Below are 16,290 nucleotides of genomic sequence, written 5' to 3' on the forward strand. Positions count from 1 at the left end.
GCTGTATCTTCCCTTTGCTTTCTACTATTCAACGAAATAATTTCATCCTTATCTCGATATCAACTTTATACGTGTAATCAAAATGAAAAAAAATACATATTTTCTTTTCACCAAGATAGTGGCACTCGTAATGATGTTAGGTATTGCAGTGAATTGTGTCGCTTTTTCTACACTTCCGGAATCAGAGCTTGTCTGGAAGAATGTTTCCGGCATCGGAAAGAAAATGTCTGTATATTGCATTTTTACTGACAGTAGGGGGATAGTATGGTTAGGGACAAATAATGGCTTATTCTTCTACGACGGCGTGACGACTCATGCAGTAAGTGAGACGGAAATAGGAAGAAATCCTATATACTCCATCATTGAAAATGACGGCGTATTATTGTTGGGTACGAATAAGGGGCTTATGACGTTTTCCTTTTATAGGAACACACTCGAATATTATAAAACTGATTCTCCCAAAGAAATAAGATGTATGCTGTTGATTGATGACATACTTTGGGTTGGTAGCATATACGGAATGTATACTTTCAATCTAAATACAAAAGAAATCAAAAATGTTTCTGAAGGATTGCCGCACAAGTCAGTATATTCAATTCTAAGAGATTGTAGAGGAATATTATATGCAGGGACGTATGACGGTCTCGCAAGATGGGACTCGAGTGATAAAGTATTCAAGGAAGTGAATATTCCGGAATATGAGAAAACCTCAAACAATCTGTTTGTCAACTGTTTGCTCGAAACGTCTGACCACCAATATATTTATGTAGGAACCGAGGGAACATTGTACTGCTACACTCCTATGACAGGGGCTTGGGAGAAAAATGCCCATGTGAATGGAAACAACATCAAGAGCCTCACACAATCAGACAACGGGCACCTTCTCGTTGGAACCGACAATGGCGTATTTGATCTTTCCGGCAATAACGTCAAACAATACTTCCACGACTCGCGACAAGAACAGACGCTTTCAAACAATGAAATATGGTGTATTCATTCCGATAATACAAATAATGTATGGGTAGGACATGAGGTAGGATTTTCCATAGCTTCAAGTTCTAATGCCATACGTATTGTCAAGTTAAGTACTCTCACTCTTTCAGGCGAAGGAAACGACATACATTCAATTTATAGAGACAGGCAAGGAGTTTTGTGGATCAGTGGAACCAATGGCATTATAAAACTTGCTGAAAACGAACCGGCAAAGTGGTATCGACCTTCGAAAAAGCCACATTCCCTATCCCACAATCACATAAGGGCTATAAAGGAGGATTCTGACGGGAATATCTGGTTTGCCACTGATGGAGGACTAAATTGCTACAACGCCGTGGCAGACAATTTTGATGTATTCCACATAGTCGACAAAGAGGGCAAACATTCTTCAAACTGGGTTTATGCCTTAGAGGAAGACGGTGCCAATTATATGATTGGCAGCTATCTGGGAGGACTCCATTATGTGTCAAAATCCAAGTTCGATTCTTCGGGCGGGGTAATTGTCTCCGACAATTCGATTAATGTCAGCTCACCGATTTTTAAGAATCTGAATTTAAAGTTGAATAATGACCTTATAAATAAGGTTATAAAAGATCCTTCCGGCAATATTTGGATATTGTGCTTCAGCGATAACATATTGACGGAAGTTACGCCCGACGGACGTGTAGAAAGATACAATATAGAAGAGATGACTGGTAATTATCCCACTCTTCTTGCTCTGGATGAACAAGGAAGATTATGGTGTGCCTTTAAAGGCGGTGCAGTTGTCTTCAATAAGGACAATTCCCATCATATTATCAAATTCCCAAAAACCGATGGCGATGAAAGCATATTGGCTATTGGAAAAGTTGGAGAGGGCATGTGGATATCGACTGTGACCAATGTATGGAACATCGATGGCAAAACCTTTGAGGTAAATCTCTTGCCGATACCGCAAAAGTCGTATAAATCCATCTTCGCCGATTCTGTAACCCAAAAAGTTTATTTAGGTGGAATTGATGAGATTACCGAAGTTGACCCCCGTATCATAAACGATGGGACTGATAAGGCAAAGATTAAGATGATTCTGACAAGTGTGAATGACGGTATTTTTGATTTGTCCCGGCTGAATCCCGAGGAGAAAGGACTGACTATTCCCTACGGTGGAAATTTGACGCTTGTTGTCAGCAACCTCGACTATTCTCCCGATGCATTGCAACGGTATATATATAAGTTAGCCAAATCGCAGACCGACACCATCGGCAGATGGATTATAATGCCTGAAGATTTCAACACCATTTCGTTGTCCGAACTGAAGATGGGCGACTATTTCATACTGCTGAAAACAGTGGGTACGTTGGGGCCTGCATTTTCATTGCCGTTGAACGTACAAGCGCCCTGGCCTCTGTCATGGTGGGCTTTCTGCCTGTATTTCTTAATGATTCTTGCCATTATAGCATGTGTCATATTATATATGCGTAAACGTAATGCCCGACTTATTCAGGAAGAAGACAGACGCAAATCCCTTGAGAATGTAGAACGAAAACTGACTTTCCTTTCCAGCATCTCTCATGACCTGAAGACACCGCTTTCAATGATTATGGGGCCGGTAAGCGTGCTCAAAGAAAAAGTGAAGGACAAAGAAATGCTGAAAAGTCTCGAAACTGTCTATGAAAATGCTGTCAAGCTAAACAATATGATACACCGTACGCTTGAAATCAATCACTTGGAAGACGGGGGAGAAAACTTATTGATACTTTCTACATTCAATGCAGTTGATTTCTGCAAAAGCATTTTTGAAACATTCAAGGAGAATCATCCGCAAAAGAAATTCGTATTCCATTCCTCGGTGCCCCAGCTTTTAATAGAAGCTGATGCAGTTAAGTTTGAATCTATCATCACCAATCTTATGTCAAATGCCTGCAAGTATTCTGAAGATGATTCTACCATCTCATGCGGCATAAGCCGTGTTGACCGGAATATTCATATCGTGGTGTCGGATGACGGCATCGGTATAGCCGAAATAGACCAGCCTCTGATATTCCAACGTATGTTCCGTGCACCTTCTACATCCAAGATGCGTGAGGGTACCGGTATCGGTCTGTACCTTATCAAAAAATACATCGAACTGATGAAAGGCAAGATTGAGCTTTACAGTGAAAAAGGTCAAGGCACATCGTTCATTGTTACCTTACCTTTGTCAGAGAAATCCATAATCGAGCATAATACAGATATGGATAATGCTGATTATAAGAAACCCAAAATTCTGATAGTCGAAGATAACCGGCAAATATCAGAGTTCATATATGATTTGTTAAAGAAGGACTATATATGCTTGTCGGCGGAAAATGGACGCGCCGGACTCTCTATCGCGCAATCTTTCATTCCCGATTTGATTATATCGGACGAATTGATGCCTGTAATGAAAGGATTGGAAATGATACAACGCTTAAAACAAAATACCCGTCTGGCAAATATCCCTATTATCATGCTTACCGCAAAAACAGATAATAGTACGGAGAATGAAAGCGTCAAACTAGGTATTGACATCTTTATGTCGAAACCTTTTGAACCTTCAGTGTTATTGGGCAGGGTCAAGCATCTGCTGCAATCGCGCGCCAAGTTGCAAGAGGCCATTCGTATCGAGGCCATTACCGAGGTAAAACCCATTGAGGCGGAGTCTGTGTCGGAAAAACAACTGGCCAGGATTTCAAAAGTCATAGAAGATAACATTTCCGACCCGGATCTGAATGTCAATTTTGTCTGTGAGAAGTGTGAGATGCCCAATAAACAGTTGTATCGTATCATTAAAAAATACATGGGGGTCGGGCCTCTGGATTATATCCGCAATGTAAGACTTCAGAAAGCCGCCATGCTATTAAGCCAGAAAAGATTTACCGTGTCCGAAATCTGCTATATGGTGGGATTTAAAACGCCGTCATATTTTGCCAAATGTTTCCAGGAACGGTTTGGTGTGAAACCGAGCCAGTACCAGTCTGATGACAAATCCGTGATATGATTTCAGACATAAATATCAAATATTTCGTTTAATCGGCGTGATGTCTGAACTGTTGCATCAATTGTCCGATTATTGACCAGAATCCTTTTTTTAATCACATACCTTTGTTCCCAGAAGTAGATATCGAATGGATTATCCCCCGTTTGATAGCCTTAAATTATTTTATTAATTAATATCATGTTGATCTATGGTTAATGCTTATGGAGCTTCCGAGGTAAAGACTTGGTTAATGGGAGTATTACTCTCAATACTACTGTTGCCCGCTTCGGTATACGCTCAAACACAAAGGACGGTTACGGGCACCGTCGTCGATGAAATGGGAGAATCTATTATTGGAGCTTCTGTCAAAGTTGCCAATGCTCCTGTTGGAGTAATCACTGATTTTGATGGCAAATTTACGCTAAAGGTTCCTTCCAAGACCAAACAACTTATCATTTCCTATGTAGGATATATTACGCAGACGGTCGACATCACATCTGATGTGATTCATGTGAAAATGCGAACCGACAATCAGCTTCTCGAAGAAGTGGTCGTAGTTGGTTATGGTGTGACCCGCAAGAGTGACTTGACCGGTTCTGTCAGTACAGTAAAGGCTGATGATTTCAATGGAGGTATCGTCAATTCTGCCGAACAGCTCATTAACGGTAAAGTATCAGGTGTCCAAATTATGAGTTCAGGAGGTTCCCCGTCAGCAGGCAACACAATCCGTATTCGTGGCGGAGCATCTCTGAATGCTTCCAACGACCCTCTTATTGTTGTCGACGGTGTGCCTCTTGAAAGCGGCGGTATCACCGGTAGCGGTAACTTTATGAGTATGATTAATCCTGCGGACATTGAAAGCATGACCGTGCTAAAGGATGCTTCGTCGACAGCCATTTACGGTTCGCGCGCATCAAACGGTGTATTGCTTATCACGACAAAGAAGGGTGGAAAAGACCGCTTAAAGGTCAGCTTCGTAACCAACAATTCACTTTCAACAAAGACCAAAGTCAGCGATGTGCTCGATGCCGACCAGTTTAAATCCGTTATCACGACACAAGGTACCAATACTCAAAAATCACTGCTTGGAGATGCCAGGACTAACTGGACTGATGAAATCTTCCACACCGCCTTTGCTACCGACAATAATGTCAGCGTATCCGGCCGGGTCGGAATGTTGCCTTTCCGTGTGTCAGTTGGTTATTTAAACCAGGAAGGTATCCTTCAATCAGACAGAGTGGAACGTTACACGGGTAGCCTTGTCCTTAATCCCTCATTTTTTGACGATCATCTGAAACTCACGCTTAACGCCAAAGGGTCTGTAAGCGAAACCCGTTTTGCCGACTCCGGTGCGATCTATGGCGCGGCTTCATTCAATCCGACCATGCCTGTCCATTCTGCGAACGGGGCATTCGGTGGCTATTTTGAATCTGTCAGCCCGGGCGGTGTTCCCGACGCGACGCTCAATCCTGTAGGCAGACTTGATTACATCAGTCACAAAGCAGAGGTCAAGCGTATGATCGGCAACTTTGACGTCGACTACAAATTCCACTTCCTGCCCGAGCTGAAAGCTCATGTTTCACTCGGTCTTGACTATGCTGAAGGATGGGGTGTTTATTACTGTCCGGAAGGTGTAGGCCTGAACTATGAAATTGGAGGTACAAACAACAAATATGGCCCTCAGACCAATACGAATAAACTTTTTACCGCTTATCTCAATTACAACAAGAACATCGAGAGCATCAAGAGCAACTTTGATATCACAGCCGGTTACGACTACCAATATTGGAAGTCCAAAACTGCAGAATATGATGAATATAACGTATATGGAGAAGTACAGAAGTCTGTTGCCCCTACAGATCAGCGTCACTTATTAATATCATGGTATGGCCGCTTGAATTACTCATTTGACAGCCGCTACCTGTTGACGGCGACCATGCGTTCCGATGGTACATCAAGATTTTCTCCTGATAACCGCTGGGGTTATTTTCCATCGGTCGGTCTTGGCTGGAGAGTTGACGAGGAAAAGTTCATGAAAGGAATTTCATGGTTAGACAATCTCAAATTGCGTGTAAGCTATGGTGAGACGGGTCAGCAGGATATTAATAACAATTATGGCTACATGCCGGTATACAACATCAGTAATCCCGGAGCATACTATCTTATGGGGGGCGAATATATCCCCATGTATCGTCCTCAAGGCTATATCGGTGACTTGAAATGGGAGACAACCACCTCGTGGAATTATGGTTTTGATTTTTCTGTATTGGACAACCGCCTTAGCGGTAGCTTTGATTACTATACCCGCAAAACCAAAGATTTGCTGGCTGAAGTGCCGGTTCCGGCAGGCGCCAATTTTAACTCGCGCATGACTACCAATGTAGGCAATGTTGATAGCAGGGGAGTGGAATTAAACATAAATGCGACTCCTATTGCCACTAAAGACTTCAACTGGGATGTAAGTTTCAACGCTACATGGCAGACCATGAAGGTTAAGAATCTGTCGCTTGCTCCCGGAACAACGACCGTAAATACACTCACAGGACCTACTTTCGACTCTTATTCCATACAAGTGCTTTCCGAGGGTTATGAACCATATATGTTCTATCTCTACCATCAACTTTATGATGATAACGGCAAGCCTATTGAAGGAATGTATGCTGATATCACCGGTGATGGCGTGATTGACAATAATGACCGCTATCGCTGCAAGTCTCCTACTCCGGATTGGATTCTCGGCTTCAGTACCAACCTGACATGGAAAAAGTGGACTTTGGGCTTCGGTTTACGAGCCAATATCGGCAACTATGTTTATAACGGCAATGCTATGAATATGGGTGCCTGGGAGACTGTAAGTTTCAACACATACCAGATCAATAATCTCAACCGCAGTTATCTTGAAACCGGATTCCAGCATCGGCAGCGGTTATCCGATTATTATTTGGAGAATGCCTCGTTCCTTAAGATGGACAACATTTCACTCCGCTACACATTCGGTAAACTCGCTTCCTGGTGCAGTAACCTATACGTAAGCGCAATGATACAGAATGTATTTACCATAACAAAATACAGCGGCGTTGATCCGGAAGTGCCCAATGGATGCGACAATTCGTTCTATCCACGCCCGCGTACCTATTCAGTTTCTGTCGGTATCGACTTTTAATTATTCACAATCATAGATAAATTGATTATACAATGAAAACTTCAAAATATATCACAGGGTTGCTGATGGCAATAATGATGAGTGTTGTGAGTAGCTGCTTCGATGATCTTGACCAATATCCTCATATTGAGCAGACTCCCAAGGATATCTATACCTCAGTCCCCAATTATAGGCAAGTACTTGCCAAACTTTATGGCTCGTATGTCCTTGCAGGTCAGGATAAGGGCGGTGGTAACACCGATATCAGCGGCAGCCGCGAATTCGACTATATGCGTTGTTATTTCAATTTGCAGGAAATCGGGACTGACGAGACGGCTATGCTTTCGTACGCTTCTGACAACCAGACCGGACTTACATTCCTTTCATGGGATTCCAATGATGTATGGGTTTACGACACTTATTACCGGATCTATTATACCATAGCACTTTGTAATGAGTTTATCCGTTATTCGAGTGACGACGCTTTAGCTAAATTTAGCGAGGATGAACAGGTTGAACTCCGGAAAATGAAAGCAGAAGCACGTTTCCTGCGCTCACTCGCCTATTCCCATGCGCTTGACCTTTTTCGGGATATACCCTTTGTGGATGAGAATTCTCCTGTCGGAACTTTCCTTCCACCCAAATACACCGCACAACAGATATTTGACTATATAGTCCGGGAGCTTGAAGAAGTATCCCTTCAGCTTCCTGATCATCCTGAATATCCACGCGCCGGCGCAGCTGCCGCCTATGGTATTTTGGCACGGGTTTATCTCAATGCAGAAACTTATGGCTGTGGCAATCACTATGATGACTGTGTGAAAGCCTGCAAGTCGCTGATTGACTTGGGTTATGATACGCTTGAACCGAAATTCACCAGACTTTTCGGTGCCGACAACCACAAATGCACCAATGAAATTCTTTTTGCATTCGCTGTAGACAACGAACAAAGCGTATCATGGGGCGCAAGTACCTATATCGTCTGTGCGCAAACAAGCTCATTGTACGGTGCGGAAATGGGTGTCGGGACACAATCTTGGGGAATGTTCCGTTGTCGTAGCCAGATTCCTCCGCTTTACGAGACAAATGACAAGCGCAATCTTTTCTACACTACCGACCGTGATCCGAAAATCACCGATGTCGGTGACGAAAACGTCGGCTATTTCTATAAGAAATGGAACAACTTGACTGATGAAGGAAAGGCACCTGCCAAGACCACTGACGGTGTTTGTACCGACCTTCCCATCATACGCTTGGCTGATGTATATCTGATGCTTGCCGAGTCGTATCTGCGTGGTGCAACAAACATTACATTAACAGAGGCTTTAGGTTACGTAAACAAAGTAAGAGAACGGGCCTTTGGCAATTCTACCGGCAATATCCAGGCCGCAGACCTTACACTCGACTTCATTCTTGACGAACGAGCACGGGAATTATCGATAGAGATGGTCAGACGCACAGATCTTGTCCGTTTTGACTGCTTTACTACCGACAAATATCTTTGGGACTTTAAAGGCGGCCAGCCTGACGGTACGGCAGTGGATAGCAAATATAACATCTATCCCATACCTTATGCTGAACAAACCGCCAATCCAAACATGAAACAAGATTATTAAAACCATAGTATCCAATGAAAGCATTATATAAATTCTTAACGGCAGCCGTTATGGCCGGAAGTTTTGCTTCCTGTTCAACGGATATCGAGATGCCGAAACTCCAGGGATTTGACAACCTTGATCCTAGGGAACTCATCGCATCGACAAACGAAGTGGTAATGGAAGGAGTGAACGAAAGTAACGAAGCGGTGACACTTACATGGGGAGATTATCAACTATCCGTCGATAACCCTTCTTATGCCGTTCCGGATGGAAGCGTCAAGAACTATCTGGAAATGTCACCAACTTCAGACTTTTCACTCATTGAATTCGTGTCAGTGGAAGGCCTTACGAAAACTTTTACAGAGAAGGAATTAAACCCGATTCTTATCCGTCTCGGCTATCAACCCTGGCAGAAAGCACCTTTACATATCAGAGTGAGATATGTAGTTGCCGAAAATGTCGCATATCAGTATAGTATGCCTATTGAAATCAACGTATCACCTTATGGCCTACGTATGAATCGAATGGATGTACTCGCTACAGACAAGACAACGGTATTGGCAGCCCTTTATTCACCGTCAGAAAATGGCATCTATACAGGGTATGTAGCTGCTTCCGGTTGGATGAACTTCTACCTCCAAGAACGCGACAATACGATTTGGGGTAGTCAACCCGGCTCAGCATTCACGATGAGTAAAGATGGAGTTACATTCTATAATTTATGGTTCCCCGGAGATGCAGGCTCTTATCGTGTGACTGCCGACACTAACGCAAAAAAATGGACTGCAGAGTATCTCAACAGCATGACGCTCACTTCAGCTGCAGGTACGAATACTGAAATGAAATTCAAGCAGTCTACCAATTCATGGTCGGCCAAGGTAACAACCACCGGAGCTGAAACCTTCTCTGCAAAAGCTACTACCAAGAAATACAACATAGAGAACGAAGGTGGTATTGATAGTGATCCGATTGACTTCGGTCAGCTCCTGTCAATTTCAGAAGCAGGTAACTGGATTGTAACCATTAACATGTCGGGAGAGAATCCAACTGCGACCTATGAAGTAGACGAGACTCCGGTCGTAACATACGATCCTTATCTTGAGATGATAAACATCGAGAATCATAGCGATGTGAAATGCCGCTTGTTCTCTTCGAAAAGCAATGGTGAGTACATGGGCTTCTATTACGCCGGCAAATGGGAGAATTATAAGTTTGCAACAGTGGGTAGAGAAACTGTTTACGGTTCAAACCCGCAGTCTCTTCAAGAACTTGATTCGTCAAATAAGGCATATAATATATATGTGGATGGTGGAAAAGAAGGTCTCTACCTCTACTATGTGAATCTTCCTGAAAACTATTGGAATGCGAAAGAAATCCAGTCTTTGACGGTGTTCGGAGATCATGATTTGAAGAGTGCCATGACCTATGACAAGGAAACGAAAGTCTGGACTGCGGAATTAGATATTCAAGAAGTGGGATGGGGTATGCAGATTCTCATTGATGAAGATTGGAGCAACCATTTCAAGTCTAAGGGCGACGGCGTACTCGGCTATCTTGAAGGTGACAATATTGTACCTCCCGGATCCGGCAAATACCTTCTGACTGTCAACCTCTATGATATGGGTAATATGACTTATACCTTTACAGCTTTATAATCAATTATAAATATACGATCATGAAAAGAATAAATATAGCATTACTTTCTGTGATTTTAGCTATCACCATTACATCTTGTCTGGACGAGCATGAGTTCAAGGAACGTCCAACGGTCGACCCGCCTGCTCCTACCGAGCATTTCGCATCAGGTGCTGACATTAGTGGAGTAACAGAATTTGAAGCTAAAGGAGTGAAATTCTATAACAAAGCCGGGGAAGAACGCGAATGTACGGCCCTGATGAAAGAATTGGGGATGAATACCATCCGTCTTCGTGTATTCGTGGATCATGCTCTTGATTTGTGCGAAAAGGAAGATGTACTTGTGAAGGCTAAACGTGTACAGGCTCTCGGAATGCGCCTGATGATAGATTTCCACTATAGTGATGATTTTGCTGACCCGGGAACTCAAGACATACCTGCAGCCTGGATAGACTACGATTTGAATCAGATGAAACAAGCCGTGGCAGATCATACGGTAGATGTTCTTTCAACACTCAAAGAGAATGGCATTGATGTGGAATGGGTGCAGGTCGGCAACGAGACAACCGGCGGCATGTTATGGCCTATGGGGAATGTGGATAAGAATATGGGCAACTATGCTGTCTTGACACAGGCCGGTTATGATGCTGTCAAGTCAGTTTATCCCGACGCCCAAGTGATTGTTCATCTGGATCGCGGCAATCTGCTCGATATCTATACCCGCATATTCAACGGTTTAAAGCTGAACAATACTAAATGGGACATCATCGGCATGTCGTTCTATCCCGATGCCGGCGACTGGCAGAAGCAAACCGATGCGTTGACAGACAACATCATAACCCTGTCCGAAAAATACGGTACTCCTTGCATGGTCGTAGAGACAGGTATGTTACGTAATGATCCTGGTACGGCACGGGAATACTTTGAATATCTTTTCGATAAAATGATGAACGATACCAAAGGATACTGTAGAGGCATCTTATATTGGGAACCGGAGACTTATAGGGAATCAGGCTATGATAAAGGCGCTTTCAGCGACGATGGCAAGCCCACAGAAGCTCTTGAACCTTTTAACATGAGTCAATATGAATAAGAAGTGTCAGATATGGATGGCTGCTGTACTGGCAGCCATCACACTCCCCGCATCCGCCCAACGTACAGAAACCAAACTTACCGACGGATGGGAATTCCGCCGGGACGGACTTGAATCCGACAAGACATGGAAGGCGGTAACAATCCCGCATGATTGGGCTATTTATGACCCGTTCTCCCGTGAGAACGACCTGCAACACGTCACAGTCGAACAAAATGGAGAAACGGAAGATACCTGGAAAACAGGACGTACCGGCGGACTCCCTTTCATTGGCAAAGGTGCTTATAAACGTATCATTGAAATACCCGACACAACAGATTGCAGCTATACCCTCGTTTTTGACGGCGCCATGAGCAATGCCAATGTAAGTATTAACGGCAAGCATGCCATTGCCTGGCCCTATGGATATAATTCATTTTATACAGTTATCGATTCATTGATCCGACCGGGAAAAAATGAACTGATTGTAGAACTTGAGAACAAGGTAAAGCAATCGCGCTGGTATCCCGGTGCCGGACTATACCGGAATGTCCACCTTGTCAAGACTGATAAAATCCATATTCCCACGTGGGGTACATACATCACTACTCCCACAATAACTCCCGAATACGCGTCCGTCAAACTTCAGACGGAGATTGACGGAGCCGGAAAAGGAAAGTGGGTGGACGTCATCACCGAGATAAAGAGTCCGGACGGAACAGTGGTCGCTACATCCAAAACTACTTATGTCAGCCATGGTCAGCCCTTGATTCAGAATTTCATTGTAAACAATCCCATTCTCTGGTCGCCCGAAAAGCCTGACCTTTATACAGCATCCATCCGCCTGATTGTTGAAGGAAAAAATGTGGATACCTATGACACTTGTTTTGGAATACGCAAGATAGAATATATTCCGGAGAAAGGTTTCTTTTTAAACGGAAAAGTAACAAAATTCAAGGGAGTCTGCAACCACCACGATCTCGGCCCGCTCGGTGCAGCCGTAAACGAAGCCGCTCTTCGTCATCAGGTTGAACTTTTGAAGGATATGGGAGCCAATGCGATACGTACCGCTCACAATATGCCGGCACCTGAACTCGTTAAAATTTGCGATGAAATGGGTATGATGCTTATGATTGAACCTTTTGATGATTGGGGGTTCCGTCCAAAGTCAGAGAATGGTTATGGAAAAATATTCAATGACTGGGCCGAATGTGATATCACCAACATGATAAAGCAATATCGCTCCAATCCGTCAGTCGTGATGTGGTCTATCGGTAATGAAGTCCCTTCGCAATGGGGGCCTGATGGAATTTCAGAACTGATGATGCTTCAAGATCTGATACATCAGCTTGACCCTACACGCCCTGTCACATGTGGTATGGATCAGATTGGCGCTGTCCTTGAAAATGGTTTTGCTGCCGCTCTCGATATTCCGGGCTTCAATTATAAACCTCAACACTACGACAAGGCTTATGAGAAACTTCCGCAAAAAATGATACTTGGCGCCGAGACAGCATCCACTTTCTCTTCACGCGGCATCTATTATTGGCCTGTTATATATCGCGGCCAAGTATTAGTATATCATCCCGAGAATCAGAGCAACAGCTATGACAATGAAAATGCATCATGGTCTAATGTTCCGGATCTTGATTTCATTATGGATGATGATAAAGAATGGATGATAGGGCAGTTTGTATGGACTGGATTCGATTACCTTGGAGAACCGACTCCGTATGATACGGACGCCTGGCCTTCACATAGCTCTGTATTTGGAATATTTGACTTGGCCAGTCTTCCGAAAGACCGCTTTTACCTTTATAGAAGCCTTTGGAACAAGGAAGACCATACCCTGCATGTTCTCCCCCATTGGAATCTTGAAGGTCGGGAAGGTAAAAAGGTTCCTGTTTACGTCTATACCGACTATCCGGAAGCTGAATTGTTTATCAACGGTGTGAGTCAAGGTCGTCAACGCAAGTTAACCCGTACTGAATATGAGTCGTCAACAGATTCGCTTGCTCTTCAGAAACGTTATCGCTTGATGTGGAATGATGTTATATATCAGCCAGGGGAAGTTAAAGTGACAGCATATGACGAGAATGGAAATCCGGCAGACGAAAAGATAATCAAGACAGCCGGTAAACCTCACCATCTCGTACTTTCGTCCAATCGCACTTCTATGAAGGCCGACGGTGAAGATTTAGTTTATATAACAGTTCAAGTAGCTGACAAAAATGGAAATCTGGTACCGACAGATACACGAAAAGTAAACTTCAAAGTTTCAGGAGCCGGCAAATTTCGCGCTGCTGCAAACGGTGACCCTACGTGTACCGAACTGTTCCATGAACCGGACATGACATTGTTCAGCGGTGCTTTGACTGCTATTATCCAAAGTTCTGAAGAATCCGGTAAAATAGTTTTTGAGGCTTATGCAAAGGGGGTTAAACCCGCAAAAATAATTTTGAATGTAGAGTAATTAGTGTTTTTTAATAGGTATTGATAATGAAATATAGTTTTATGCATAAGATATTTTTTGCTCTGATTACTGTTGCTAATGTCGTTTCGGCAGCAGCAACGGTAATCAGTCCCCCTGTTATCCCCGGTGATGAGGATATGGAAGCAGAGATTAAGCGCTGTGTTGCATCAATGACCATTGAGGAAAAAGTGGGTCAGATGTGCGAACTTACGCTTAGTGTTATCAGTTCGGCAGATCCGCGTTGGAATCCTACGCTCACACTTGACAAGACGAAACTCAATCATGTGATTTCCCAGAAGAAAGTCGGTTCTATTCTCAATACGGCCGATATTGCCATTACTCCCGAGCAGTGGTATCGTGTTGTCAAGCAAGTACAGGATGAATCAATGAAAGGTATCGGTATACCATGTATATATGGACTTGATATGAATCACGGCGCAAGCTATACTATGGGGGCGACACTTTTCCCGCAGAATATAAATATGGCTGCCACGTTCAACCCGAATCTTGCATTTAGTGGCGGAGAGATTACGGCCTATGAGACTCGTGCCTGCAATGTTCCATGGACATATAATCCCACTGTCGACCTTGCGCGAAATCCCCTCTGGCCGCGTTTCTGGGAGAACTATGGAGAGGATGCCTATCTTTCTTCGGTTATGGCAACTGCTACTGTCAGAGGCATGCAGGGCACCAATCCCAATAAGATAGACCGTTTCCATATTGCTGCCAACATTAAACATTATATGGGCTATGGATCACCTGTCAGTGGCAAAGACCGTACATATTCCTCTATCAGTGAGCAGGAGATGCGCGAAAAACATTTTGCTCCTTATCTCGAAGCCATCGTTAAGGGTGGCGCATTGTCGATAATGGTCAACTCAACGACTAACAATGGTATTCCCTTTCATGCCAATGCCCGTTATCTTAACCAGTGGCTGAAAGAAGAACTTGATTGGGATGGACTTATCGTGACCGACTGGGCCGATATCAACAACCTCTATCAGCGTGAATATGTAGCTGCCAACAAAAAGGAAGCGATAGCCATGGCCATAAATGCCGCCATAGACATGGCAATGGAGCCTTACGACACTGATTTCTGTGATTTGTTGATTGAGTGTGTTAATGAGGGTTTAGTGCCAATGAGCCGTATTGATGATGCTGTTAGTCGTGTGCTCCGCATGAAATACCGGCTCAATCTCTTCAAGGTGCCTAACACCAAGTACACCGATTATCCTAAATTTGCAAGTAAGGAATTTGCCGATGTATCCCGGCAAGCCGCTGTCGAATCAATGGTACTATTGAAGAATGATGACCATATACTTCCTATTAAGAAAGATATGAAAATACTGGTCACCGGACCGAACGCTAATTCTATGCGGTGTCTTAACGGAGGATGGACTTACTTATGGCAAGGCCACATGACTGATGAACTTCCCATATCGAAGAACTACAAGACTATTCTTGCTGCCATGGAGGATCGTTTCGGCAAAGATAATGTTGTCTATGAACCTGGCATGACCTATGGTCTTACCGATCAGTGGGTCGGTAACTGGGGTGTGGAACATGTCGGGGATTTCGACAAGGTTATAGCTGCCACCAAGGATATTGACATTGTCGTAGCTTGTATCGGTGAAACCAGTTACTGCGAGACTCAAGGGAATATCAACGACCTCAACCTGTCTCCTAATCAGATAGATTTGGTGAACCGCCTTTATGCTACCGGTAAACCTGTTGTATTGATTCTCAACGAAGGTCGTCCGAGGCTTATTAACTCTATAGTTCCGGGAGCAAAGGCTATTGTCAACATTATGCTTCCTTCCAACTATGGTGGTGAGGCACTTGCAAGCCTGTTGGCAGGCGATGAGAACTTCAGTGGTCGTCTGCCGTTCACCTATCCCAAACATCATGGAGCTCTTGTCACATACGATTATAAGAAAGGAGAAGTTTCAGCTACTATGGCCGGTGTCTATAACTACGAAGCAACTATAGATGTACAGTGGCTCTTCGGCTATGGCCTTAGTTATACTACTTTCAAATACTCCAACCTGTGTGTCAACCGTAAAGAATTCACCCATAAGGATACGCTTTCTTTCTCGGTTGATGTCACCAATACCGGCTCTCGCAAAGGTATGGAAAGCGTACTTCTCTTTTCCAGCGATCTTGTGGCTACTACTTCTCCGGATATAAGACGCCTGCGCGCATTTGACAAGATAAGTTTGAAACCTGGCGAAACGAAAACGGTGACATTAAAACTTCCCGCAAGCGACCTTGCTTACGTTGGTTACGATGAACACTGGATTCTTGAAGCTGGCGATTTTCGTATTACAACAAGAGATCAAGCTATAAATATCAAAGCCACCGAAACTTATCGTTGGACTACTCCAAATCGTTAAAATACAG

Annotated in this window: 7 protein-coding genes; all 7 read left to right on the forward strand. The window is 43.7% G+C overall.

Annotated elements, in window-relative coordinates; all coding sequences use genetic code 11:
• Nucleotides 1–82 precede the first annotated feature (82 nt).
• On the forward strand, nucleotides 83–3,991 hold the full coding sequence (locus DWZ47_RS12245; RefSeq protein ID WP_117513282.1) for a two-component regulator propeller domain-containing protein: 3,909 nt from the start codon (nucleotides 83–85) through the stop codon (nucleotides 3,989–3,991).
• Between the two features lie 229 nt (nucleotides 3,992–4,220).
• Nucleotides 4,221–7,133, forward strand: coding sequence for a SusC/RagA family TonB-linked outer membrane protein (locus DWZ47_RS12250; RefSeq protein ID WP_233525043.1), 2,913 nt, complete (start codon nucleotides 4,221–4,223; stop codon nucleotides 7,131–7,133).
• A 32-nt stretch (nucleotides 7,134–7,165) separates the two neighbouring features.
• The gene (locus DWZ47_RS12255; protein ID WP_117513286.1) at nucleotides 7,166–8,728 is read left to right on the forward strand and encodes a RagB/SusD family nutrient uptake outer membrane protein; all 1,563 of its coding nucleotides are present in this window, start codon (nucleotides 7,166–7,168) and stop codon (nucleotides 8,726–8,728) included.
• A 14-nt stretch (nucleotides 8,729–8,742) separates the two neighbouring features.
• Entirely contained in the window at nucleotides 8,743–10,365 is a 1,623-nt protein-coding gene (locus tag DWZ47_RS12260) for a DUF5111 domain-containing protein (protein WP_117513288.1), read from the forward strand.
• A 20-nt stretch (nucleotides 10,366–10,385) separates the two neighbouring features.
• On the forward strand, nucleotides 10,386–11,438 hold the full coding sequence (locus DWZ47_RS12265; protein ID WP_032845835.1) for a glycosyl hydrolase 53 family protein: 1,053 nt from the start codon (nucleotides 10,386–10,388) through the stop codon (nucleotides 11,436–11,438).
• The gene (locus DWZ47_RS12270) at nucleotides 11,431–13,890 is read left to right on the forward strand and encodes a glycoside hydrolase family 2 TIM barrel-domain containing protein (RefSeq protein ID WP_117513292.1); all 2,460 of its coding nucleotides are present in this window, start codon (nucleotides 11,431–11,433) and stop codon (nucleotides 13,888–13,890) included. The genes DWZ47_RS12265 and DWZ47_RS12270 overlap by 8 nt, the downstream gene beginning before the upstream one ends.
• A 41-nt stretch (nucleotides 13,891–13,931) precedes the next feature.
• The gene (locus DWZ47_RS12275; RefSeq protein WP_117513342.1) at nucleotides 13,932–16,283 is read left to right on the forward strand and encodes a glycoside hydrolase family 3 N-terminal domain-containing protein; all 2,352 of its coding nucleotides are present in this window, start codon (nucleotides 13,932–13,934) and stop codon (nucleotides 16,281–16,283) included.
• Nucleotides 16,284–16,290 lie beyond the last annotated feature (7 nt).

It is taken from the genome of Bacteroides sp. AF32-8BH, from assembly GCF_003435205.1.
GTDB classification, from domain to species: Bacteria; Bacteroidota; Bacteroidia; order Bacteroidales; family Bacteroidaceae; genus Bacteroides; species Bacteroides ovatus.

What these genes read in the sequence shown, in the direction of transcription:
- DWZ47_RS12245 (WP_117513282.1), top strand. Translation starts at nt 83, where the DNA reads ATGAAAAAAAATACATATTTTCTTTTCACCAAGATAGTGGCACTCGTA.
- DWZ47_RS12250 (WP_233525043.1), top strand. Translation starts at nt 4,221, where the DNA reads ATGGGAGTATTACTCTCAATACTACTGTTGCCCGCTTCGGTATACGCT.
- DWZ47_RS12255 (WP_117513286.1), top strand. Translation starts at nt 7,166, where the DNA reads ATGAAAACTTCAAAATATATCACAGGGTTGCTGATGGCAATAATGATG.
- DWZ47_RS12260 (WP_117513288.1), top strand. Translation starts at nt 8,743, where the DNA reads ATGAAAGCATTATATAAATTCTTAACGGCAGCCGTTATGGCCGGAAGT.
- DWZ47_RS12265 (WP_032845835.1), top strand. Translation starts at nt 10,386, where the DNA reads ATGAAAAGAATAAATATAGCATTACTTTCTGTGATTTTAGCTATCACC.
- DWZ47_RS12270 (WP_117513292.1), top strand. Translation starts at nt 11,431, where the DNA reads ATGAATAAGAAGTGTCAGATATGGATGGCTGCTGTACTGGCAGCCATC.
- DWZ47_RS12275 (WP_117513342.1), top strand. Translation starts at nt 13,932, where the DNA reads ATGCATAAGATATTTTTTGCTCTGATTACTGTTGCTAATGTCGTTTCG.